General features: G+C 39.3%; 22 protein-coding genes and 2 other annotated features. Of the genes, 5 read left to right on the forward strand and 17 right to left on the reverse strand.

What is annotated here, in order from left to right:
* Positions 1-295: 295 nt before the first annotated feature.
* From OE105_RS08320 to OE105_RS08355, 8 genes are all read right to left on the reverse strand, one after another.
* Positions 296-712: a DUF350 domain-containing protein gene (locus OE105_RS08320; protein ID WP_275419740.1), complete on the reverse strand. Its 417-nt coding sequence runs from the start codon at positions 710-712 to the stop codon at positions 296-298.
* Positions 713-816: 104 nt separating this feature from the next.
* Positions 817-3,165, reverse strand: coding sequence for an endonuclease MutS2 (locus OE105_RS08325; protein WP_275419741.1), 2,349 nt, complete (start codon positions 3,163-3,165; stop codon positions 817-819).
* A gap of 36 nt (positions 3,166-3,201) precedes the next feature.
* The gene (gene polX / locus OE105_RS08330; protein ID WP_275419742.1) at positions 3,202-4,944 is read right to left on the reverse strand and encodes a DNA polymerase/3'-5' exonuclease PolX; all 1,743 of its coding nucleotides are present in this window, start codon (positions 4,942-4,944) and stop codon (positions 3,202-3,204) included.
* 261 nt (positions 4,945-5,205) lie between these two features.
* Positions 5,206-5,736 carry a CvpA family protein gene (locus OE105_RS08335; RefSeq protein WP_275419743.1) on the reverse strand — a complete coding sequence of 177 codons (531 nt, stop codon included), beginning with the start codon at positions 5,734-5,736 and terminating at the stop codon, positions 5,206-5,208.
* A 64-nt stretch (positions 5,737-5,800) separates the two neighbouring features.
* Complete coding sequence (gene zapA / locus OE105_RS08340; RefSeq protein WP_338030901.1) at positions 5,801-6,061, reverse strand: cell division protein ZapA; 261 nt, start codon at positions 6,059-6,061, stop codon at positions 5,801-5,803.
* 143 nt (positions 6,062-6,204) lie between these two features.
* A complete protein-coding gene (pheT, locus tag OE105_RS08345) occupies positions 6,205-8,616 on the reverse strand; it encodes a phenylalanine--tRNA ligase subunit beta (RefSeq protein WP_275419745.1) in 2,412 nt (803 codons plus the stop codon).
* 145 nt (positions 8,617-8,761) lie between these two features.
* Positions 8,762-9,799, reverse strand: a complete 1,038-nt coding sequence (gene pheS / locus OE105_RS08350; RefSeq protein ID WP_275419746.1) for a phenylalanine--tRNA ligase subunit alpha — start codon at positions 9,797-9,799, stop codon at positions 8,762-8,764.
* Between the two features lie 380 nt (positions 9,800-10,179).
* A complete protein-coding gene (locus OE105_RS08355) occupies positions 10,180-10,953 on the reverse strand; it encodes a TrmH family RNA methyltransferase (RefSeq protein WP_275419747.1) in 774 nt (257 codons plus the stop codon).
* 123 nt (positions 10,954-11,076) lie between these two features.
* Here OE105_RS08355 and sspI point away from each other — a divergent pair, with 123 nt between their 5' ends.
* Positions 11,077-11,292: a small acid-soluble spore protein SspI gene (gene sspI / locus OE105_RS08360; RefSeq protein ID WP_275419748.1), complete on the forward strand. Its 216-nt coding sequence runs from the start codon at positions 11,077-11,079 to the stop codon at positions 11,290-11,292.
* Positions 11,293-11,437: 145 nt separating this feature from the next.
* On the opposite strand, the gene OE105_RS08365 is transcribed toward sspI, so the two are convergent.
* Positions 11,438-12,526, reverse strand: coding sequence for a M42 family metallopeptidase (locus tag OE105_RS08365; RefSeq protein ID WP_275419749.1), 1,089 nt, complete (start codon positions 12,524-12,526; stop codon positions 11,438-11,440).
* A gap of 189 nt (positions 12,527-12,715) precedes the next feature.
* Between OE105_RS08365 and OE105_RS08370 the strand changes: the two genes are divergently transcribed.
* Genes OE105_RS08370 through OE105_RS08380 form a run of 3 tightly spaced genes read left to right on the forward strand, consistent with a single transcriptional unit; the run spans position 12,716 to position 16,743 of the window.
* Positions 12,716-13,138 (forward strand): MarR family winged helix-turn-helix transcriptional regulator, encoded by a 423-nt coding sequence (locus OE105_RS08370; protein ID WP_275419750.1) that lies wholly within the window; start codon positions 12,716-12,718, stop codon positions 13,136-13,138.
* A 9-nt stretch (positions 13,139-13,147) separates the two neighbouring features.
* Positions 13,148-14,884 carry an ABC transporter ATP-binding protein gene (locus OE105_RS08375; RefSeq protein ID WP_275419751.1) on the forward strand — a complete coding sequence of 579 codons (1,737 nt, stop codon included), beginning with the start codon at positions 13,148-13,150 and terminating at the stop codon, positions 14,882-14,884.
* The gene (locus OE105_RS08380; protein WP_420842509.1) at positions 14,881-16,743 is read left to right on the forward strand and encodes an ABC transporter ATP-binding protein; all 1,863 of its coding nucleotides are present in this window, start codon (positions 14,881-14,883) and stop codon (positions 16,741-16,743) included. The genes OE105_RS08375 and OE105_RS08380 overlap by 4 nt, the downstream gene beginning before the upstream one ends.
* A 68-nt stretch (positions 16,744-16,811) precedes the next feature.
* On the opposite strand, the gene OE105_RS08385 is transcribed toward OE105_RS08380, so the two are convergent.
* Complete coding sequence (locus OE105_RS08385; protein ID WP_275419752.1) at positions 16,812-17,303, reverse strand: dUTP diphosphatase; 492 nt, start codon at positions 17,301-17,303, stop codon at positions 16,812-16,814.
* Between the two features lie 158 nt (positions 17,304-17,461).
* Between OE105_RS08385 and OE105_RS08390 the strand changes: the two genes are divergently transcribed.
* Complete coding sequence (locus OE105_RS08390; RefSeq protein WP_275419753.1) at positions 17,462-17,869, forward strand: sigma-w pathway protein ysdB; 408 nt, start codon at positions 17,462-17,464, stop codon at positions 17,867-17,869.
* Between the two features lie 20 nt (positions 17,870-17,889).
* Here the strand turns inward: OE105_RS08390 and OE105_RS08395 are convergent, their stop codons facing one another.
* From OE105_RS08395 to ytxC, 7 genes are all read right to left on the reverse strand, one after another.
* On the reverse strand, positions 17,890-18,483 hold the full coding sequence (locus tag OE105_RS08395) for a TVP38/TMEM64 family protein (protein WP_275419754.1): 594 nt from the start codon (positions 18,481-18,483) through the stop codon (positions 17,890-17,892).
* Positions 18,484-18,579: 96 nt separating this feature from the next.
* Positions 18,580-18,846: a DUF1294 domain-containing protein gene (locus tag OE105_RS08400; RefSeq protein WP_275419755.1), complete on the reverse strand. Its 267-nt coding sequence runs from the start codon at positions 18,844-18,846 to the stop codon at positions 18,580-18,582.
* Between the two features lie 69 nt (positions 18,847-18,915).
* Complete coding sequence (gene rplT, locus OE105_RS08405; RefSeq protein WP_275419756.1) at positions 18,916-19,275, reverse strand: 50S ribosomal protein L20; 360 nt, start codon at positions 19,273-19,275, stop codon at positions 18,916-18,918.
* Positions 19,276-19,310: 35 nt separating this feature from the next.
* Positions 19,311-19,499: a 50S ribosomal protein L35 gene (rpmI, locus tag OE105_RS08410; RefSeq protein WP_275419757.1), complete on the reverse strand. Its 189-nt coding sequence runs from the start codon at positions 19,497-19,499 to the stop codon at positions 19,311-19,313.
* A gap of 17 nt (positions 19,500-19,516) precedes the next feature.
* Complete coding sequence (infC, locus tag OE105_RS08415; protein WP_275419758.1) at positions 19,517-20,020, reverse strand: translation initiation factor IF-3; 504 nt, start codon at positions 20,018-20,020, stop codon at positions 19,517-19,519.
* A gap of 87 nt (positions 20,021-20,107) precedes the next feature.
* Positions 20,108-20,247 (reverse strand) — a sequence feature (ribosomal protein L20 leader region).
* Between the two features lie 106 nt (positions 20,248-20,353).
* Complete coding sequence (thrS, locus tag OE105_RS08420) at positions 20,354-22,297, reverse strand: threonine--tRNA ligase (protein ID WP_275419759.1); 1,944 nt, start codon at positions 22,295-22,297, stop codon at positions 20,354-20,356.
* Between the two features lie 133 nt (positions 22,298-22,430).
* Positions 22,431-22,668, reverse strand: a binding site (T-box leader).
* A gap of 90 nt (positions 22,669-22,758) precedes the next feature.
* Positions 22,759-23,580, reverse strand: a complete 822-nt coding sequence (gene ytxC / locus OE105_RS08425; RefSeq protein WP_275419760.1) for a sporulation protein YtxC — start codon at positions 23,578-23,580, stop codon at positions 22,759-22,761.
* Positions 23,581-23,645: the final 65 nt, after the last annotated feature.

The raw sequence follows: 23,645 nt of genomic DNA on the forward strand, positions 1-23,645 counted from the left end.
ACTTTTTTCACTTATTTTTCTTTTTCATCATTTCCAATTAGGAGTTGAAGTTTTTATAGATCGAGGCTTCCCGTGATCAAAAGGTTTCCTTAGGTTTTTTTCATAATGAAAAAGGATGCCTAACAAAACAGGCATCCTCATCCATGAAGAACGATTAGGAAAAATATAGGAGATAAATGACACCGAAAATGACGAATAAACCTCCTAAGACTAATAATATTTTCGCCAACCTATCCAGTCTTACTCTCTCCCATCTAATCAGAATTTTTATTTCCATTAAACATTCCGATTTCTTTTATTTAATTGACATGATTCCTGCCCCTATAACATAGGATAACCCGATGGAAATAATCATGGCAATAAATCCGACCGCTCGATTATCATTTTTAATTTCTTCATCTATTTTAAATTTCGGAGTTAAAAATTCAAAAATAAAATAGCCTGTTAACATAAGGAAGAATCCGAAAAATCCCCAACCAATCGTGACAAAAATCGTATCGTGATGCATGATAGAATGACGGAAAATATTCGTAATTCCATATATTTTCCCTCCGGTTGCCATTGCAACAGAAATATTTCCCTTTTTGATTTCTTCCCAGTTATTATATTTTGTGACGAGTTCGAAAACTGCCAAGAACACGAGTGTGCAAAGAACGGTAATACTATAATTGGCCGTTTGTAACACGAATTCATTTTCCCAAAAATTGTTCATTCCGATCCCTCATTCATATGTTTTCTATAATGATAACTGATCAACAGTTGTAAATTCTAGTAATTCTTGCTTTTTATAGTTTATAGTGGAAAAGGATAGGACAACTATTTAAATTCGACGACCGTCACACCGATTCCTCCTTCATTGGCATTCCCATATCGAAAGGACTTGACGGCACGGTGATTTTTTAAATAATTTTGTACCCCTGTTCGGAGTGCTCCCGTTCCTTTCCCATGGATGATGGATACGCGTTGGTAACCGGCCAACAGAGCATCATCGATATATTTTTCCAATTTTACCATAGCGTCTTCATATCGTTCTCCGCGTAAATCGAGTTCAATTTGAACGTGATATTCCTTCCCCTTTACCGTCGCAATCGGCTTTGTTTCCACCGTCGGTTTACTTTTGACCAATTCTAATTCCTTTTCATCCACGTTCATTTTCAAAATCCCAATTTGCACTTGCCATTCGTTTTCACTGATTTTTTCGATCAGATGTCCCTTTTGATCGAAACTAAGCACCTTCACTTCATCGCCCGGTTGAAAATGCTGTTTCCCAGCTTTTTTCGGTCGCTGCTCCTTCGGAATCTCCGGAATTGCTTCCGATAATCGTCTTTTTGCTTCGATTAGTTCGTGTTCTTTAATCTCTGCACCTTTTTCCAATTGCATTTGTCTTAACTGTCTTATAATCTCTTCCGCTTCCGCTTCTGCCTGTTCGATGATCGTTTTCGCCTTCAGTTTCGCCTTTTCCATCAGTTGGTCTTTTTGTCTATGATAGTTTTCCCACTCCCCCTGTAAATCCCGATACAATTGTTCTGCCTCATTCAAAATATCCAACGTCCGTTTTTCCTCTTCTTCAGCCTTTCTTTTGCTCATTTCTAAAGAAGCAATCATCTTGTCGATCGTATTCGTTTCCTGATGGATATGAGATTTTGCCCGATCGATAATGGAATCGGGTAATCCTAATCGTTTCGAGATTTCAAAGGCGTTACTTCGTCCAGGAACACCGATCAATAGGCGATATGTTGGACGTAACGTTTCCACGTCAAACTCCACGCTAGCATTCGTGACTCCTTGTCGATTGTATCCGTACGCTTTTAATTCTGGATAATGGGTCGTGGCTATCACCCGAGCCCCGCGACTATGGACTTCATCGAGAATCGACATGGCTAACGCAGCCCCTTCTTGGGGATCCGTTCCTGCACCTAATTCATCGAATAATACGAGACTTTTCGAATTCACCTTTTGTAAAATGTCTACAATATTTACCATATGAGAAGAAAATGTACTTAAACTTTGTTCAATCGATTGTTCATCACCAATATCTGCAAAAACTTCCTCAAATATGGATACTTGGGAGCCATCTTGTGCAGGAATTTGTAAACCGGCTTGTGCCATTAACGTAATCAGTCCTACCGTTTTCAGTGTAACAGTTTTTCCACCTGTATTCGGTCCTGTAATGACGATCGTGGTAAAATCCTTCCCTAATTCAATATCATTAGCCACAACTTCATCTCTTGGGATAAAGGGATGACGAGCCCTATACAACTTCATATACCCGTCTTTATTCATTGTTGGTTTTGAACCTTTCATTTGGGCACCGAATCTCGCCTTTGCAAACATAAAATCCACCTGTTTTAAAATGGACTCCATCTGTTTTAATTCTAGGGCGAAAGTTGCTACTTCATTGGAAAGTGCCGATAATATTTTTTCAATCTCTATCTGTTCCTTCAATTTTGCTTGATGCAAATCATTATTGAACTGAACGACAGATTTCGGTTCGATAAATAATGTTTGTCCAGAGGATGATTGATCGTGAACGATTCCCCCAAAATGGCTACGATACTCTTGTTTAACCGGAATCACAAATCGATCATTTCGAATCGTGATAACAGCATCGGATAACATTTTTTGCGTCCCGGAAGAACGAATAAGCATTTCCAATTTGTCTCGAACTTTTTCTTCAAGATGGCGGATTTCTTTTCGAATTCCACGCAATTGATCGCTCGCCCCGTCTAAAATTTCTCCGTTTTCATCAATCGCCTGTTTAATCAAGCGTTCCAATTCTGTAGGCGGGTGCATTTGTTCCATATTGTTTTTTAAAATGGGTAACGCTTCTTCTTCAATCAGAGGCTGAAGAAATTTTTTCAACTGGCGCGCGGTTTGAATCGTTGATGAAATTTTCATCAGTTCATCGATGGAAAGGATTCCACCGATTTCCGCCCGTTTGACAGATGAAGCGATTGGAAAAATCCCTGAAAGAGGAACATATCCCTTTAATCGTAAAACGGTTGCAGCTTCATCCGTTTCTTCTTGTAATCGTACAATCGTTTCATAATCCGTCGAGGGTAAGAGTTGTTCCGCCAAATCCCTTCCAAGTTCCGACTGGGTAAACTCCATTAATTGCTTGCGTATTTTATAAAATTCTAATACTTCCAACACTTTTCGATTCACGGAGAATGCCTCCTTCATTGATGTTCACTCACAGTTTCAAGTAAATGAATCCGATTTTCCCTCTTTCTTCTGTTTGAAAAAATGAAGGAGCTGATCGGTATCCATCGTATTTAAAACCATTTGTTTGTTTAACCATGCCTTCCTCGCAAACTTCACACCGATTTCCATATTCGCCAAAGATTCCTTTGAATGGGCATCGGTATTGATTACGAATTTGACACCCATCTCTTTGCCAATTTTTACATATTCTGGTTTCAAATCTAATCGTTTAGGATTCGCGTTTATTTCGAGGGCCGTATTGGTTTCCTTCGCTAACTGAAACAATTTTTCAATATCGACCGAATACCCTTTTCGCCTACCGATGATTCGACCGGTAGGATGGGCGATGATATTTACGTACGGATTTTCAAAAGCCGTTTTTAATCGCTTTAAAATTTGCCGTTCCGATTGATGAAAGGCCGAATGAATGGAAGCGATTACCACATCTAACTCCTGTAAAATATCCTCATCCAAATCCAACGACCCATCTGGTAAAATATCGAGTTCGATTCCTGCGAGTATCGTGATATCGGAATATTGATCATTTAATTTTCTGACTAGTTCCAGTTGCCGACGAATCCGATCTTTCGTTAAACCGTTGGCAATTTTCAAAAACTGGGAATGATCGGTAATCGCAACATATGAATATCCCCGTCTACGACACGCTTCTACCATCTCACTAACGGTGTGAACGCCATCACTCCAATTAGAATGCATATGTAAATCGCCTTTGATATCCCCTTCAGAAACTAAATCCGGTAGTTCTTCCACCTTGTCTATTTCCGATCCATCTTCCCTCAACTCTGGTGGAATAAATGGAAGACCGAAATGGGCAAAAAAATCCTTCTCGTTTCTAAAGGTGAAAAAATCTCCCGTTTCAGTATTTTCCACCCCATATTCACTAATTTTTTCCTTCCGAGCCTTGGCAATTTGCCTCATTCGCACATTATGATCCTTTGATCCTGTGAAATGATGTAAAGTGGTGGGGTAACTGTCCGGGGACACGATACGAAAATCGACGGATACATCAAAATCAAAGGAAAATTTGCACGTTATTTTCGAATCTCCAGCATTAATTCGATCTTTTATATTTGGAAATTGTAAAATTTGTTCCCGAACGTATTTCGGATGATTTGTAGCAATGACAAAATCCAAATCTTTTAACGTTTCTTTCAGCCTTCGTAAACTACCAGCTCGAAAGAAGGTTTCGATTCCCTTCATATCGGATAATCGATCCTCCACCCATTTGGCAATCGGAAGCATTTGGGCAAGTGGAATTCGGAACGTTTTTTTATTGAACTGTTCGATTCCTTGTAAAATATTCCGTTCCGTTTTTTCCCCGAATCCCTTTATTTTTCGTATTCTCCCTTCAACACATGCCCTTTTCAACTCATCTAGCGTTTGAATACCCAATTCTTGATGTAGTTTTGCAATCGTTTTTGCACCTAATCCAGGAATTTGTAATAAATATACTAACTCCTTAGGGATTTCTTCTTGTAATTTTTCCAATATTGAGGAATGGCCGGTTGTAATAAATTCGTTAATCAACATTGCAATTCCCTTACCAATTCCCGGAAGTTCCGTTAACTGATCGATTTCCTCTAAGGAGCGATCATCCATTTCCAATACTTTAGCCGCCTTTCGAAACGCCTGGATTTTAAATGGATGGTCCCCTTTCAATTCCATATACAATGCGATTTTTTCCAACAAACGGATCACGTCTTTTTTGTTTGGAACCATAGCAACACCTTCATTCAAAGAGCATGGAATTCACTTCTATAACGAACGAAAAAAGGAATGATACGTATTCTTCAAAGGGAATCATCTCATTTTTACGGTTTCACTGCGTTCTTATCCCAGAGGTTTACCAAATTTCCAATGAGACGAATTCATTCTTTTCAAGGGTTAAGGTAAAAATGAATGGAACATAATAGACTTGTTCCTCAAATGTCCACTTCATGCAAATAAAAACTCCTCTTTTTAAAGAGAAGCCATTCAACTCTAGTTTAACCACATGTCTTGCAATTTTTTCGAAAAAATCGGTGTATGCTCGATGATGCCAGAAGCGATTGAGGAATTTCTAATTAAATCTTGTATGTATTCGATCGGCAACAAAGCAAGAATATAAAGGATGACGAAAAGAATTAAATACACTTCGAAAAAACCGAGCAGGGCACCTAGCCATCCATTCAGTTGCTTAATAATCGGGATATTCGCTAAAAAGTCGATCATCGATCCGATGATATGTAACAATATTTTCACGACGAAGAATATGAGAAAAAAGGCGATTCCTTTGTAAAAGGCCTCTTCCCCATTGACCATATCTAAAACCATTTGCAATGTAGTCCCATCGCCAATCGTTGGATAGGGAATCCATAATGAAAGGCGAAGCGCTAACTCCTCATAGTAAAGGGCAGCTAAAAGGAAAGCGATAAAAAAGCTCGTCAAATGAATCAATTGTAAAACGAGGCCCCTTCTCAGTCCCACGATGAATCCCATGAATAATAAGATTAATAAAATCACGTTTAACATTTCAAACAACCCTTCATTTTATTAATTTTTCTTATAAAGTTGATTTAGTATTTAAAGGAAAAAATCATCTCTCTTTTTCTTCCAACTGTTCCTGTAGTTTCTCAAATTCCATTTTTAATTTCATATATTCATTAACAGCATTCACCGCTGTCAAAACCGCTACTTTGCTCGTATCTAAAAAGGGATTTCGATTGCTAATTTCTTTCATTTTTTCATCGACCGTCATTGCAACCGCACGAATATGGTTCGGACTTTCTGTTCCAACGATCACATATTTCTGCCCATAAATTTCCACCGTAATTCTATTTTTCTTTTCATCAGACAAATCGATTGCCTCCAATCATCGGAATCCTAAACTATATGATAACATGAAAAAATTCAACTTGTGAAGAAGTCGCACCTTATTTCGTACAAAACCTTTTAAAAAAAGGGGGCAATCATTCATTGCCGCCCTTTTCAAGTAGTCTCTTATTTTCTCAATTCAGCTCCATGTGCATCTTTTACAGCCGTCAAAATTTTTTCATGTTCCACGACAACTTCTTCATCGGTTAGCGTCCTTTCGGGATCATAATAGGTCAATGTAAAGGCGATTGATTTTTTACCCGCTGGAACATTTTCACCTTCATATACATCAAACACTTTCACTTCTTTCAACAAGTCTTTTCCAGCATCTTGAATCGTGCGTTGTAAATCACCTGCTGAAATCTCCCGATCGACAATTAATGCGATATCCCGAGAAATACTTGGAAATTTCGGAATCGACGTATAAAGAAGTTCGTCCGTCTCTTTCATTAACAATTCCCCTAAATGGAGTTCGAAGACGAACACATCCTTCACATCATACCATTTCTCCATATCTGGATTGATTTTACCGACAAATCCGATCACTTTTCCGTCCAATAAAATATTTGCTGTTTGTCCTGGATGGAGTCCATCTAACTGACCTTTTTCATAAGTAATGAAACGGGATACGGACAATTTTTCAAATAGGACATCCAAAATCCCTTTTACCGTATAAAAATCAACAGGTTCCTTCTTCCCTTGCCAAGGATGATCCACGTACAAACCGGTCATTGCCCCTGCCAAATGTTCCCTCTCTTCTGGTTGACAATTCTTTCCTTTGGAATAAAAGACAGAACCGATTTCATATAAGAAAACCGTTTTATTTTTACGAGCAAGGTTGTAAGATACGGCATCCAGTAAATGGGGAACCAAACTGAGTCGTAAAACGGAATGGGCTTCGCTCATCGGATTGGCCAATTCAATCGGGTCCGCTTTCTCCATTGCAAACTGGGAATATTTTTCTTCACTCGTCAATGAATAGGTGATCGATTGCATAAGCCCTAACCCTTCTAAACAAGTACGAACTATTCGACGCTTTTTCTGATAAGGGGTCAGACCCCCGAAGGATACGTCCATAGGAAGCGTTTTTGGAATATGGTCATAGCCGTACAATCGAGCAATTTCCTCGTACATATCTTCCGGGAGCCGTATATCCCATCGTCGACTCGGAACGGTGACGGTGAAGCTTTCCCCATTGACTTGGTAAGAGAACTGCAATCGCTTGATAATTTTCTCCACATCATCAACGAATAAATTCGTACCGATTCGCTTGTTTAACTTTCCTAATTCAAAATCGATTTTTACCGGCTCAATCGTCAAGGAATCAGCTTCCACCATTCCTTCCAAAACTTCACCGCCCGCTAATTCGGCAATGAGTTCAGCTGCTCGCTCCGCTGCTTCCCGTACCCGATTCGGATCGATTCCCTTTTCAAAACGGCTGCTCGACTCACTTCTTAATCCGTGATCACGGGAAGCTTTGCGAACGACCGTCCCATTGAAATACGCTGACTCGAGAAGAACAGTCTTCGTATCCGTTTGCACTTCGCTATCCGCTCCACCCATCACTCCTGCTAAGGCGACGGGCTTTATCCCATTTGTAATGACGAGATGATCTTCAGTCAACGTCCGTTCCACATCATCCAACGTCGTTAATTTTTCATCACGCTTCGCCCTCCGAACCACGACTTCCTTTGATCCAAAGCGGTCATAGTCAAAGGCGTGAAGGGGTTGACCATATTCGAGAAGGATATAGTTGGTCACATCGACCACATTGTTATGTGGGCGGATTCCCGAAGCCATTAATCGAGTTTGTAACCATAATGGGGAAGGACCGATTTTTACATTTTTAATGATTTTTGCTGTATATAAAGGATTATCCTGAGGGGTTTCCACCTTCAAGTGAATATAATCGGATGCCCGTTCAGCACTCGTCCTTCCCTTTATTTCTGGTAGTTTTACTTGCCTATTTAATATAGCTCCTACTTCATAGGCTACACCGATCATACTCATACAGTCTGCCCGGTTTGCAGTTAAATCGAGGTCTAAAATGGCATCATCCATATTGAAAAGTGGAACAATCTCCGTACCCACTTCACTTTCCTCAGGCAAAACATAAATTCCATCTGCGTAATCTTTCGGCACGACCTTTGTGGTAAAACCAATTTCTTGTAGCGAACAAATCATACCGTTGGAAACTTCACCACGAATTTTCGATCGTTTAATTTTGATATTCCCTGGAAGTCTGGCTCCCGGCTTTGCAACGATCACTTTTTGTCCAGCAGCCACATTCGGTGCTCCACAAATGATTTGTACCGGCTCTTCTTCTCCAAGATCCACAAGACATCGATTTAATTTATCCGCATTCGGATGTTTCTCGCTTTTCAATACATGACCAACGATTAAATTTTTTAATCCTTCCCCTGGCATTTCAATTCCATCTACTTCAATACCTGCTTTCGTTAATTTTTCTGCTAAATCACTAGGGGTTATGCCATCTAAATCAATGTATGATTGTAACCATTTATACGAAACAAGCATTCTTTTGCCTCCTATTTCCATCATTTTTTCAATTTTTCCAACCACTCTATGATTTGCCTTCAAAAAAAGTAATGAATCGTGTAGAATGGATGTTTCATCGTTCATTTGCCGATTCGTGTTTCTTTATTAAAATGATCGTTTTCCTTCAATCCTTCTGGAAAAATTGATGAAGAAAGCGAACATCATTTGTGTAAAAATGGCGAATATCATCAATACCGTATTTCAACATGGCGATTCGCTCAACACCAACGCCGAAAGCAAATCCACTATATTTCTCAGGATCGAAACCATTCATACGTAATACGTTCGGATGAACCATTCCAGCACCTAAAATTTCAATCCATCCGGAACCTTTACATACATGACATCCTTTACCGCCACATATTTTACAAGATATATCCATTTCCAAAGACGGTTCTGTAAACGGAAAAAAGCTCGGTCGTAAACGTATTTGACGGTCATTGCCAAAGATTTTTTTTGCAAAATACTCCAATGTACCGTATAAATCACTCATTCGAATATTTTCATCGACGACTAATCCCTCGATTTGCATAAATTGGTGAGAATGGGTGGCATCATCATTGTCCCTCCGAAAGGTTTTTCCAGGACAAATAATTTTAATCGGACCTTTCCCCTTCGCCTTTTCCATCGTCCGAGCTTGGACAGGGGAGGTTTGCGTCCGCATAAGAAGGTCATTCGTTATGTAAAAGCTATCTTGCATATCCCGGGCTGGATGATCCTTCGGTATATTTAACGCTTCGAAATTATAATAGTCCGTTTCCACCTCCGGACCTTCCGCTACCGTGTAACCTAAGCCGATAAATAAATCTTCCACTTCTTCAATAACCCTCGTCAATGGATGTCGGTTTCCTACAGTCATCTTTCGACCAGGTAATGTAACATCGATCGATTCCTCCGCTAATTTCCGCTGAATCGCCGCTTGCTCCAATTCCTTCCATTTTTTTTCAATTTTCTCCGTTATCGTTTCCCGGACTTCATTAGCGAGGGCACCGATTTTTGGTCTTTCCTCTGGAGCGAGATTTTTCATCCCTCGTAAAATGTCTGTAATGGGCCCCTTTTTCCCAAGATACGTTATTCGAATTTGTTGGATCTCTTTTAAATCCTTTGCCCCTTCAATATGCTCTAACGCTTCTTTTCGTAATTGTTCCAAACGTTCCTTCACCTTTTTTCCTCCTTTATGTAACTAAGTGTTTCATTCCATAAAAAAATCCCCATCCAAAAAGGGACGAGGATTGATTCGCGGTACCACCCTTATTGATATGCAAATATTTTACATGCATATCCACTTCATTACCGATAACGGCTTTTATGCCGCAACGCCTTTACGCCTTCATTAGAAAAAGCGGTCCCGGCGTGAGCTCATGGGGTGAAATTTCATTTAGGTTCCGCTGAAAATGCTTCCAGTCACGGCACTTTCTCCCTGGAGCGGATACAGCTTACGCCTACCCTAAACTACCGTCCCCACTCATCGCTTCCAATTATTCAAATCTTGTTATCGTATATTATAAAGCTCTTTAAATCGAATTTCAACGTCATTAAACGTTAAATTTCTTTCCCTACAACAGAATCATTTCCTCTTAAATAGTATAGTAAAATTCCCGTTGCCACCGATACATTCAAGGACTCACTTTTTCCAAAGATAGGGATAAAAATATTTTTCGCCGTTTGTTGAAGCAAACTTGGATGGACTCCCCTGCCTTCGTTTCCAACGATCAAAGCAAAGGGCTTACCTGGATCTAGCGTGTACATCGATTCTCCCCCTTGTAAAGATGTACCGTATACAGGAATGGACTCGGATTGGAAGTGACTGATCCATTCACTTAAATCACCTTGAACAATCGGTAAGTGAAAATGACTCCCTTGGGCTGCCCTTAACACTTTCGGATTATACAAATCAACGCTTCCCTTCCCGATAATCACTGCATCTATACCAGATGCATCAGCAGTCCGAATCATCGTTCCTAAATTTCCCGGGTCTTGGACGGCATCAATTAAAAGAAAACGGATGCCCGAAACCTTTGTATCGATCTTTTTTTTACAGACGGCAAAAATCCCTTGGGTCGTTTCCGTTTCGGATAGTATTTTCCCGATAGGATCAGAAATCATTTGAATTCCAACGGACCCGAATGATGTTTCGGTATATTTGGTCATTGATGTTTCCGTAATGATCAGTTCCTCAACAGCCCCGGCTAATAACGCTTCCTGAACAAGATGATCCCCTTCAACTAAATAACGATTGGCCTGATCCCGGCCCTTTTTCGTTAACAATTTTTTCCATTGTTTTACTTTTTCATTTTTTGGCGATTGAATCAGCATTTTATTCTTCCTTTGCTTTAAAATCATCAAATTGAATCGTCACCATTATACTCGATTCTTTATACATATTTCACATTCAATTGTACCAAAATACCATTGATTAATAAAAAGGAGGTTCAATTCATGGATATCAATTTAAGAAACGCCGTCATTCAAAACGTCCAACAAAATACGTTGGAACAATTGGAGGAAACGATTATCGATGCCATTGAAGTGGGAGAGGAAAAAATGTTACCCGGGTTGGGGGTTTTATTTGAAATCATTTGGAAAAATGCCGATGAAAACGAGCAGAAAATGATGTTAGAAACGTTGGAAGAAGGATTGAAAAACAGAAGGTAACATCTACGTCGCTTCAAAGTCAAATATTTTTTACAAATCTCCAATATTTGTTCCATCAATTTTTACTGTTTTTGTCGTACACTATAGGACGATTGTTTTGATTAAAAAGGAAAGGGGCCGCACAATTGGACAGCCCCCCGTTTTTTTAATCGAAGATAATTTTATTGACCGTATCCGAATCGAGTCGTTTAATAAGTTCCGTTAAAAGTTTAACCGTATTTTCATAATCATCCCGATGTAAAATTCCCGCATTGGAATGAATGTATCGGGTTGGAATCGTAATGGCAATCGCAGGAACACCGGTCTTCGTTAAATGGATCGATCCAGCATCAGTACCGCCCCCTGGAATCGATTCGTATTGATAAGGAATGTTCAATTGTTCCGCAACTTGAACAACGAAATCCCGTAACCCTTTATGGGAGACCATAGAAGCATCATAGACGACGATTTGCGGTCCCTTTCCGAGTTTTCCTTGTGCTTCCTTTTCCGTAATTCCAGGCGTATCCCCGGCAATTCCAACATCGACAGCAAATCCGATATCCGGTTCTATTTGGAAACTCGCTGTTTTTGCACCACGTAGACCGACTTCTTCTTGAACAGCCCCGACTCCGTAAACGATGTTCGGATGGTTTTCCTTATGTAGTTTTTTCATAACATCGATCGCTACGGCACAGCCAATCCGATTGTCCCATGCTTTTGCTAATAAATGTTTTTCGTTTTTCATCACGGTAAATTCGAAATATGGTACGATCATATCTCCCGGTCGAACGCCCCAAGACAATACTTCCTCCTTATCCGATGCACCGATATCAATGAACATATTTTTAATATCCGCAGGTTTTTTCCGTGCTTCAGGAGGCAAAATATGCGGTGGTTTTGAACCGATCACACCAGTGATGGATTCACCCTTTGAAGTGACGACCGTTACCCGCTGATTTAGCATTACTTGACTCCACCAGCCTCCGACAGTTTGAAAGCGGAGAAATCCTTTATCATCGATTTGGGTAACCATAAAACCGACTTCATCTAAGTGACCGGCAATCATAATTTTTGGACCGTTTTTTAAACCGACCTTTTTCCCGATTAAACTACCGAGCCCATCGGTGGTCAATTCATCCACATACGGTTCCATATAAGATTTCATTACATTCCGCGCTTCTCTTTCATTTCCTGGGATTCCTTTTGCATCTGTTAACTGTTTCAACATCGTTAACGTATCATCCAACTTTACCAAGACACTAACCTCCTATACATCAAATGATATACATAATTATACTCGAAACTTCTTCAATATGCGAAAAATATTTTTGTTCTCGAAATATTTTTTTAATCCTAAACGGAAAATCCATTGACTTTTTCACTTCACTCATTTAATATTTAAACAGTTTAATAATTAATATATTAAATTAGTTTGGAGGAAAAAATGAATACGTATATCGATCGAATTCATAAAGCGATGCACCAACTTCGAAAATATATCGATTCCGAACTGCAAAATCGGCCGATTACCCATCATCAATTTTTTATCCTTTCAACGATTTCCCGGGAAGGAGCTTGTAAACTTTCCTATTTAGCTGAAAAAATGGGCGTCACACCAAGTGCCATTACGGTGATGATCGATCGACTTGAAAAATTACATTATTTGGAACGCATCCACGATCCGAATGATCGGAGGGTGATTCTCGTTAAATTAACTGAATATGGCGAGAAAACGTTGCAACATTCAAGGAAGGAGAGAGATGAAATTGTAAAAAGAAAGATTTCTCATCTCAATGAAGAAGAAATCAAACGATTAGCAGAGTTGGTTGAAAAAGTAGCCTATTCAACAACTGATCAAGATAATTGAGGTGATTTCATGAGAAAAATGGCTGTTTTTATCAAACCTTACAAGTTTTCCGTAATACTCGTAATCTTGTTCGTATTTTTACAATCCTTATCAGAATTATTTTTGCCTACCCTTATGTCAGATATTATCGACAAAGGTGTAGTTAATGGAGATATCCCGTATATTTGGAAAATTGGGGGAGTCATGGTCCTTGTGGCTGCATTGGGTATGGCCTGTGCCATTTTTGCCAGTTACCATGCATCAAAGACTGCCGCAGGTTTCGGTAGGGATGTTCGAGAAAAATTATTCACCCATGTTGAAAACTTTTCCCAAAAGGAAATCGATCAACTCGGAACCGCTTCTTTAATTACTCGTACGACAAACGATGTAACACAAGTTCAAAATGTATTGATTAACTTTTTACGCATATTGGTGAGGGCACCGCTTATGGCCATCGGTGGCATCATTATGGCTTTAACTCAAGATGTAAAGTTATCACTAATTTTCCTTTTTACTTTACCCATATTAGCAGGAACAATTTTCTTTATCGCCAGAAAAGGAATACCTCTTTTCAAAGAAATTCAGAAAAAAATTGATCGACTAAATAAAATTGTACGAGAAAAATTAATCGGTGTACGGGTCATTCGAGCCTTTAATAAAGAAGAGCGGGAAGAACGACGATTTGACGAAGCAAATGCTGATTTAACAAAAACGACCTTAAAAGTGAACATTATTATGGCTTCCATGATGCCCGCCATGATGCTCATTCTAAACCTATCCACAGTAGCGATCGTTTGGTTCGGTGCCGTTCGAATTGATCAAGGAAATATGGCCGTTGGGGATTTGATGGCCTTTATTCAATATGCGATGCAAATTATGTTTTCATTAATTATGGTTTCCATGGTATTTATTATGATTCCACGGGCACAAGTATCCATCGACCGAATCAACGAAGTACTAGATACGAAACCATCGATAAAAAGTGGAAACAATAAAAACAATAAAAAAACGGAGTTCAATGAAAAAGGATACATTGAATTTCAAAATGTTTCTTTCCATTACCCAGGTGCGGAAAAACCTGCCTTATCAAATATTTCTTTTAGTGCCGGACCGGGCGAAGTAACGGCCATTATCGGAGGGACAGGATCAGGAAAATCGAGCCTCATTCATTTAATTCCTCGATTTTACGATGTAACAGATGGATCGATTAAAGTCGATGGAAAGGATATTCGTGAGTTTCCATTAGATCAATTGAGGGAAAAAATCGGTTTCGTACCGCAAAAATCCGTATTATTTTCTGGTTCAATCGCTGACAATATCCGTTACGGAAAAGAGGACGCGACGGATGAAGAGGTAAAACGGGCAGCGGAAACGGCCCAGGCGCTAGAATTTATCGATCATATGAAAAACGGATTCGATACAGTCATCTCCCAAGGTGGAACGAACATTTCAGGGGGGCAAAAACAACGAATTTCCATCGCAAGAGCTCTCGTTCGAAAACCGGAAATCTATCTGTTTGATGACAGTTTTTCCGCCCTTGACTTTAAAACAGATGCTCGGTTGAGGGAAGCGTTGAAAATGGAAACAGTCAACTCCACCGTCATTATCGTGGCCCAAAGGGTGAGTACCGTAATGGATGCGGATCGAATTATCGTCCTAAACGAAGGAAAGATTGTCGGAATCGGTACCCACAAACAATTGTTGAAATCTTGTTCCGTTTACAAAGAAATTGTATCCTCGCAATTTTCAAAGGAGGAGATCGCATGAATAAACAGGACAGATCCGTTGGACCGATGCATCGAGGACCCGGTCCCACGTTTGGAAGGATGAACGATAAACCGAAAAATTTCAAAGGTACATTTAAACGACTCCTCTCCTACTTAAGCTCAAGTAAATATCGATTAATTTTTGTATTTTTTACAGCCATTTTAAGTACGGTCTTTTCCATCGTAAGCCCAAAATACTTAGGAAAAGCAACGACGAAAATTTTCGAAGGTTTAATGGCAAAAATGCAAAATGTTCCAGGTGCGGCGATCGATTTCGGTTATATTGCCAACATATTGCTCCTTATTATCGGGCTTTATTTATTTAGCTCATTATTTACGTATATCCAACAATGGATCATGGCTGGTGTCACGCAAAAAACGGTTTATCAGCTGCGAAAAGAAGTGGATGAGAAACTTTCCCGACTTCCGTTGAAATATTATGATTCGAGAACCCACGGAGAAATTTTAAGTCGAGTTGTCAATGATGTAGATAATATTAGCAATACGTTACAACAAAGTTTAACCCAGTTAATTACTTCCCTCGTTACACTTGTCGGTGTGATTGTGATGATGATCACCATAAATATTCCAATGACGTTGATCGTCGTTCTGACATTGCCTTTAAGCTTTGTAATTACGCGGATGATCATTTCTAAATCTCAAAACTACTTCGCCGGCCAACAAAAAGCACTCGGTGAATTAAACGGACATGTGGAGGAAATGTTTACAGGGCATCAAATTGTAAAAGCCTATGGAAAAGAGGAGAATTCGATTAGACAATTCAATCGAATCAATGCTGACCTTTATGACTCTGGTCGAAAGGCTCAGTTCATATCAGGGATTATTATGCCGCTAATGATGTTTGTGAACAATATCGGATACGTACTCGTTTCCGTCGTCGGAGGTATTTTCGTTACAAAACGGGCGATCGCCGTCGGAGATGTTCAAGCCTTTATCCAATATGCGAGGCAATTCTCCCAACCGATTACCCAAGCTTCGAATATCGCCAATATCATCCAATCGGCCATCGCTTCAGCTGAACGGATTTTCCAAGTGTTGGATGAAGCGGAAGAAATCCAAGATGAGGAAAAAGCGACGGTGAACGATATTCAAGAAAAAATCCGTTTTGAACACGTCCATTTCCGATATAAGGAAAACGAACCGTTAATTGAGGATTTGAACATCGAAGTTAAAAAAGGACAAACTGTCGCCATCGTAGGACCAACCGGAGCGGGAAAAACGACATTAGTAAATTTACTCATGCGGTTTTATGATGTCCAAAAGGGAAGGATTACCATTGACGGAATCGATCTTCGGGATTTGAACAGACAGAACTTACGTAGCCTATTCGGAATGGTGTTACAAGATACATGGCTATTTAACGGGACAATTAAGGAAAATATCGCTTACGGACGGGACGGAGCAACGGATGAAGAAATTATTCGTGCCGCTAAAGCTGCAAGGGCTGATCATTTTATCCGAACCCTTCCGGACGGATATGAAACGGTGTTAAATGAAGAGGCTTCGAATATTTCCCAAGGACAAAAGCAATTGTTGACAATTGCACGGGCGATTTTAGCCGATCCGAAAATTCTTATTTTGGATGAGGCTACAAGTAGCGTTGATACTCGAACGGAGCTCGTCATTCAAAGGGCGATGGATGAATTGATGAAAGGTCGCACAAGTTTTGTCATTGCCCATCGGCTTTCGACGATTCAAAAGGCCGATCTTATTCTCGTAATGAACCATGGGGAGGTCATCGAACAAGGAACCCATGAAGAACTTCTTAAGGAAAATGGATTTTATGCTGATTTGTATAATAGTCAGTTTAACAGTTCTTTGCGAAAAAAAATCGGATAAAAATAAGCGGAAAAAAGGACGATTCAAATGTGTAGACGACCTTTTTCCGCTTTTTTATACCGATTTCGTTAATATCCCTTATCTTGGCGTAGGTGGTTCAATTCGTTCTTTTGCACATATCCATCATACATATCTTCCCCCGTAAATCCGAGGAGATGACCTAGTTTTATATACGATTGGATCAACGAAAAATACGCTTCTTTATTTTTTAATGTCTTCAACCGATGAATCTGATCAAATACGTTTAAAAAGGCTGCTGTTGCATCAGGCGTTTCCGTCTCCGTTGAAATTGAATACGGCTCATTATCGAATCCTAACTCAATGCCTAATGATAAAATGAAATGGAGACCGTCGACATATTCCTCCAATATCCTTTCCTTTGAAGAAGCAGGTTTTTGGCTCCAAAATTTAAAACATCTCGTTTCATTTGCCAACTCACCAACTTCAACGAACAATGCAAGCAGCTTTTTATCAAATAAATCTTCCCTTTCCAAACCGTGTTCCGATTCAATACGTCGATCTAACGTCCGTTGCATGGAAAACATCGTTCTTAATTCCATTTTTTTCCACCTTTCTTTCTGCTACCCTAGCCATAAAAAAATTATAACAAATTTTATCCATTCCGAAACCTTTTGTCCCCCTTTTCCGTATGAATAATATTAAGATAGATGTGAGAAAATCGACTCATTGGAAAAATATTTTTTTGGAGGGATTGGTTTTGGGAGCATTATTGTTCCGAATCATAATTTTTGCTTTCATCATCTTCCTACTATATACGGGAATACGCTATTTACTACATCCAAAACGTAAATTAGAAATTGCTCACGAACAGAAGAAGTTTTATTTCCTTGACGATCCGAATAATGTACGGAAAAATTTCCTATTAACATATAAGGGAGTGTTATTTGAAGGGGAAAAATATTTAGGCACCACTTCCGATGCCTTTGACGTCGTGACCATTTTCGTCTTTCCAAAAAATGAAAATTCTTTAAAAGGGTTAACAAAGAACGATTTCAAACGAATCGAAGAACATATTTTGCAATATTATCCGAAAGCTAAAATTGATTGGAAAAGTCCGATTAAAGAATTTCTTGAAAAAGACGAAGAAATAACGAACGAACCCTAATCCATTCGTTCATTCCACAATTAAATCGTTGATTTAAAAAAATCATCCCATTTAATGACCATCATTTTTTCACGTAAAATATTAAGCAAAATCGTTAGGGCTAGGAATATTAAAATGATGATAAAGGGAGAAAAGGGCTTTAAAAATTGTCCGAAAGTCGTGTAAAAGATTACGACTGGAATATTTGATAAAAGGGAGCGGAGGGCATAGTCGGAAAAGCTTTTTCGATTTTCAAATAAACAAAAGGAAAGCAATTGAAAATGAATAAATGGAATGAGCTTTAATAACGTAATTTGCCCGGTTGTAAAGGTTGTATACGGGCCGAACCATTTATTTTTAATCCTATACAACTTTTTCGTAACAGATGGAAAAAGAATCAAAACGAGGTATGATACAAAACTAGATAAAGTTAAACCGATTAACGAAAAAAGTGAACCAAAGCCTGTTCCGAATAACACTCCACCGGCGATACATACTACGACAACAGGAATGAAAAAAAACTGACGCAATGTAGAAAAAAGTATGAAGGCAACCGGGGCGAATATGCCACTTGATTCCAAAAAGGATATGATATAAGTTGTTTTTCCTTCCAATCGTTCCACCCTTCGTTTCACAAATTTGCTTCCTTAACGTAAAGAAACCATTTCTATAACCTTATTCATTAAAAGAATATGAATATGTCTGTCCGAAGGGTTTTCTTCCTGCCCCTGCTAAAACATGCTTAAATATAGAAAACAAGCAAACTGGGCAACAATTAGAAACGGTAATCCGAGTTTGAATGAAAGATGTTTGGTTTTGTGCCTGAAAACGTACATACCGATGGTGATTCCCAAGGCACCTCCTAATAATGCCGTCAACCAAATCGTTCGCTCTGAAATTCTCCATTTTTGGCGTTTCGCCCGCCTTTTGTCCATGCCCATTACTATAAATCCGAAAATATTCATTAATATGATCACCACAAGTATTGGTCCGATCATCCTTCTACCTCCCCTCGATCGATTGTAAAAAAACGGCCACCTGAAGAAAAGGTGACCGTTTTTGTTTCTTTATTTATTCAATTGTTCCTTAGCGGTGTTTACCAATTGGGTAAAAGCTTCCGCATCAGAAACAGCCAAATCAGCCAACATTTTACGGTTGATTTCGATTCCTGCCAATTTCAATCCATGCATAAAACGGTTATAGGATAATCCGTTCATCCGAGCAGCTGCATTAATACGAGCGATCCAAAGTTTCCGGAAGTCGCGTTTCCGTTGACGTCGATCCCTATACGCATATTGCAAGGATTTCATTACTTGTTGATTTGCTACTTTATATAAACGATGTTTTGAACCGTAATATCCTTTTGCTAATTTCAGTACGCGTTTACGTCGTTTGCGCGTAACCGTACCACCTTTTACACGTGCCATTGTAAGTCCCTCCTAAAATTCTCTCGATTTGATTTCTAAATCATATGGCGAATACGTTTAAAATCACCGGAAGATACTAAAGCGCCTTTGCGCAATTTCCGTTTTTGTTTTTTCGATTTATTTGCAAAGTTATGGCTTGTATATGCGTGGGAACGTTTTAGTTTTCCTGTTCCGGTTTTCTTAAATCGCTTTGCAGAGCCGCGATGAGTTTTCATTTTAGGCATAATAGTTCCTCCTTAAATTACTTTTCTGTTTTTGGTGCCAAAACTAAGAACATGCTACGACCGTCCATTTTCGGACTGGATTCGACTTGAGCGATATCCGCACATTCCTTTGCCAAACGATCCAAAACCTTTTGGCCGATTTCCTTATGGGTGATGGCGCGCCCTTTGAATCGAAGAGAGGCTTTCACTTTATCGCCCTTTTCGAGAAATTTCCGAGCATTACGCAGTTTCGTATTGAAATCATGCTCATCGATCGTCGGACTGAAGCGAACTTCCTTCACATTGATGACTTTCTGTTTCTTTCTCGCTTCCTTTTCCTTCTTTTGTTGTTCGAACCGGAATTTACCGTAATCCATAATTCTTACGACAGGCGGTTTGGCGTTTGGAGCGACAAGCACGAGATCCAAATTCCTACGGGCAGCAATTGCGAGGGCTTCGGATTTCGACTTTATACCCAATTGTTCGCCATTTGCGTCAATCACACGAACTTCCCGGGCACGGATCCCCTCGTTGACCATCATATCTTTGCTAATATTAAGACACCTCCAAAGGTTAATTGAATTTTACCGTTTGGGAATTCGATATTTTTGATCGGACACTTATCCTTCATCAAAAAAATAGTGCAGGCAAAAACACCCGCACTATTTTTTATATGTTCAAACATATAAAATTCATTCATCTCCGGTAAACCTGCAAACTGCTTGAAAAGCGTCCGTCAGGTGAGAAGCGGGTGCTTCTTCTTTTCCACAAACAGTATTTAAATTACCTTTAAAATATAGCATATGGATTTTTTGCTGTCAATACATTTCTGTCCTAACATTTTTCAATGTTGTTTGATCATCGAATTTTCGACTTTATTTTTGTACCGTTCTTTTTACCTCTTGCAAAATATCTTCAAGAAATTGATCGAAGGAAGCGGTAACGGACTTTTGTTCCCCATATTTTCGGACATTCACTGTTTGATTTGTCATTTCCTGATCTCCTACAACGAGCATATAAGGAATTTTTTGGATTTGGGCTTCCCGAATTTTATAACCAATTTTTTCATCCCTTGCATCCAGTTCAACACGAATTCCAGCACTTTTTAACTTATCCACTACCTGTTTCGCATAGTCATAGTGGGCATCTGGAGATACCGGTATCACTTGAACTTGAACTGGAGCAAGCCATGTTGGAAAGGCTCCTTTATATTCTTCGATTAAATAGGCAACAAAGCGTTCCATCGTCGATACGACACCCCGATGGATTACGACCGGTCGATGGGGTTTCCCGTCTTCACCAACATATGTTAAATCAAATCGTTCAGGGAGTAAAAAGTCCAATTGTACCGTCGATAACGTTTCCTCTTTACCGAGGGCCGTTTTCACTTGAACATCTAATTTTGGTCCGTAAAAGGCCGCCTCTCCTTCCGCTTCAAAATAATCTAAATTCAAATCATCCATCGCTTCCTTCAACATACTTTGTGCCCGTTCCCACATTTCATCATCGTCGAAATATTTTTCCGTATCTTCCGGATCCCGATAGGATAGGCGGAATGAATAATCGGTAATTTGAAAGTCTTCGTACACTTCCATTATCAATTCGACAACTCGTTTAAATTCTTCTTTAATTTGATCCGGTCGGACGAATATATGGGCATCATTTAATGTCATCCCTCGGACCCGTTGAAGTCCAGATAAAGCACCACTCATCTCGTATCGGTGCATCATACCGAGTTCAGCGATACGAATCGGTAATTCCCGATAGCTATGAATCGTATTTTTGTAAACCATCATATGGTGCGGACAGTTCATCGGTCGAAGGACCAGTTGTTCATTGTCCATTTCCATTACGGGGAACATATCTTCCCGATAATGATCCCAATGTCCGCTTGTTTTATATAAATCGACACTTCCAAGAACAGGTGTATATACATGGTCATAACCTAAGCTGACTTCTTTATCTACAATATATCGCTCGATCGTACGGCGAATCGTCGCACCCTTTGGTAGCCAGAGGGGTAATCCTTGTCCGACTAATTGATTGTTCGTAAACAAATCGAGTTCCTTCCCGATTTTTCGATGATCCCGTTGCTTCGCCTCTTCCAGCATATGCAAATAATTTTTCAAATCTTCCTTTTTGAAAAAGGCCGTACCGTAGATCCGTTGCAACATTTTATTATCGCTATTTCCACGCCAATAAGCCCCAGCGATATTTAATAATTTAAATTCTTTAATTTTACCGGTTGAAGGGACATGAACACCTCGACATAGATCGAAAAATTCCCCTTGCTTGTAAATCGTAATCTGTTCATCTTCAGGAATATCGTCAATTAACTCTAGCTTATATTCATCGCCGATTTCCTGATACATTTGAATGGCTTCTTCCCTTGTAACGACTTTCCGTTCGATTACCAAATTTTCATTGATAATCTTTTTCATTTCCTTTTCAATCAATGGTAAATGTTCCGGAGTAATCGATTCATCCAAATCGATATCGTAATAAAATCCATTTTCAATCACCGGCCCTACACCGAGCTTGACATTTTTAAATAGCCGTTTAATCGCTTGAGCCATCAAATGGGCAGTAGAGTGTCGTAAAATATCCAAGCTTTCCGGATCTTTATCTGTCAATATTTGAATGGCCCCATCCTCTTCTAAAGGTGTTCTTAAATCAACGAATGTTTCGTTAAATTTTCCAGCAATAGCCCGTTTTTTTAATCCAGGGCTAATCGAGGCAGCGATTTCCTCCGTTGTCGTTCCCTTCGGATATTGTTTTGTTGCTCCATCTGGAAATGTGATGTTCATCATTTCTGACATCGATTTTTCCTCCCTTTTTCTTTATATCAACGGTTGTACCGCTGTGTGGCAACGATTTTTATTCAGGTTATGGAACTAAAGCAAATAAACCGGAACGTCCTTTACGAGGAAAAATAAAAAACCCGCCCCTAAAACTAGGGGCGAGTATCATCCCGCGGTTCCACCCTGATTCCCGTTTCCGAAAACGCTTTGTTAGAAAACGGCTCATCAAAAGATAACGGTTAATCCGTCAACCATTACTCAGTCAATTTCCGTTCATGGTTGAAGTTTGAAGGGGGTAAGTTTTTTATCCGTGTCGGGAAATTTCCAGCCGATGATTTCCCTCTCTGTAGACCGTAATAAAAAACCCATGTCCTTCGCATCACTTGTTTCATATTCGTTATTTTCTAGTTAAATTGTATTATAAATTCTTTACATGTGAAATGCAAGGGGTGCAGAGAAAAATAGGGGATATAACAGTTTTAAAATTGATTTTTCCATCCTTCTAAAGGAAATATTTGTAATTTTTCTTCAAAAATATTTTTCAAAGTAAAAATAATTCCCTGTTCCGGGTTTTTTGTATATACGTTAATATCATTCGGAGCGATGGAAATGAGCGGAGCAATAATTGCCGAATCTACATAAACGGGATGGCTAGACAGCAGTTTTCGATCGATTTTTTTATACAGATCCAATGGCGAAATTTCCCTTCTATTCTCATCAAAAAAGGAAAATCGATCCCGCTCCACAATATAAATTCGATCCATTTGTGGCGGCCGATTCCGAACAAAATCCCGCAAATAATTTAAAAACATTTGGTAATCTTGCTCCAATTTGTACTCATCGATCGCCATTGTAATATAAGTGGTTAATTGATCGAGGTAAAAACGAAGGCGAAATTTCACAAACGCTTCGAAAGAAAAAGTCTCTTCCCTTTTCAACAATTCCCATATCGCCTCGTCCATTCGTTTTTCTTCATCATTGAAATCGACTAATGAAGAAACGTCTTTTCGTTCCCCATTTGCAATGGATTGAGCGATATCGATAATTTGTAGTTGTTCGACCGAGTCTCGATAATAAAATTCTTCACGTAAAATATTTTTCCACCACTCGATTCGTTTCGCTTTCAATAATTGTTTGAATCCTTGTTTTAACTCAAAGAGTGCTTGTTCCCGATCCTGTTCATCGAAGGTGATCGATAGGCGGAAACCTCGCCTTTCCAGCCGTAGGGAAGGAGCATTTTTTTCCAATCGTTCATATAAAAAAGTTAGATCTTCCGGGTTATGGAAATCGATATTGACCAAGCTTTTCCCCCCTTGAGGAAATCCTGTTTCATATATATGGGAGGCTTGGTCAATTTAGAAGTATT

It is taken from the genome of Fervidibacillus halotolerans, from assembly GCF_026547205.1.
In the GTDB taxonomy this organism is placed as follows: domain Bacteria; phylum Bacillota; class Bacilli; order Bacillales; family Caldibacillaceae; genus Fervidibacillus; species Fervidibacillus halotolerans.

Excerpts from the sequence above, each read along its gene's own strand:
- OE105_RS08380 (WP_420842509.1), top strand. The coding sequence starts at position 14,881 with ATGAATAAACAGGACAGATCCGTTGGACCGATGCATCGAGGACCCGGT.
- OE105_RS08375 (WP_275419751.1), top strand. The coding sequence starts at position 13,148 with ATGAGAAAAATGGCTGTTTTTATCAAACCTTACAAGTTTTCCGTAATA.
- rpmI (WP_275419757.1), bottom strand. The coding sequence starts at position 19,499 with ATGCCTAAAATGAAAACTCATCGCGGCTCTGCAAAGCGATTTAAGAAA.
- OE105_RS08370 (WP_275419750.1), top strand. The coding sequence starts at position 12,716 with ATGAATACGTATATCGATCGAATTCATAAAGCGATGCACCAACTTCGA.
- OE105_RS08335 (WP_275419743.1), bottom strand. The coding sequence starts at position 5,736 with ATGTTAAACGTGATTTTATTAATCTTATTATTCATGGGATTCATCGTG.
- OE105_RS08320 (WP_275419740.1), bottom strand. The coding sequence starts at position 712 with ATGAACAATTTTTGGGAAAATGAATTCGTGTTACAAACGGCCAATTAT.
- rplT (WP_275419756.1), bottom strand. The coding sequence starts at position 19,275 with ATGGCACGTGTAAAAGGTGGTACGGTTACGCGCAAACGACGTAAACGC.
- pheT (WP_275419745.1), bottom strand. The coding sequence starts at position 8,616 with ATGCTTGTTTCGTATAAATGGTTACAATCATACATTGATTTAGATGGC.
- infC (WP_275419758.1), bottom strand. The coding sequence starts at position 20,020 with ATGATGGTCAACGAGGGGATCCGTGCCCGGGAAGTTCGTGTGATTGAC.
- OE105_RS08400 (WP_275419755.1), bottom strand. The coding sequence starts at position 18,846 with ATGATCGGACCAATACTTGTGGTGATCATATTAATGAATATTTTCGGA.
- OE105_RS08355 (WP_275419747.1), bottom strand. The coding sequence starts at position 10,953 with ATGCTGATTCAATCGCCAAAAAATGAAAAAGTAAAACAATGGAAAAAA.
- thrS (WP_275419759.1), bottom strand. The coding sequence starts at position 22,297 with ATGTCAGAAATGATGAACATCACATTTCCAGATGGAGCAACAAAACAA.
- sspI (WP_275419748.1), top strand. The coding sequence starts at position 11,077 with ATGGATATCAATTTAAGAAACGCCGTCATTCAAAACGTCCAACAAAAT.
- polX (WP_275419742.1), bottom strand. The coding sequence starts at position 4,944 with ATGGTTCCAAACAAAAAAGACGTGATCCGTTTGTTGGAAAAAATCGCA.
- OE105_RS08385 (WP_275419752.1), bottom strand. The coding sequence starts at position 17,303 with ATGGAATTAAGAACGATGTTTTCCATGCAACGGACGTTAGATCGACGT.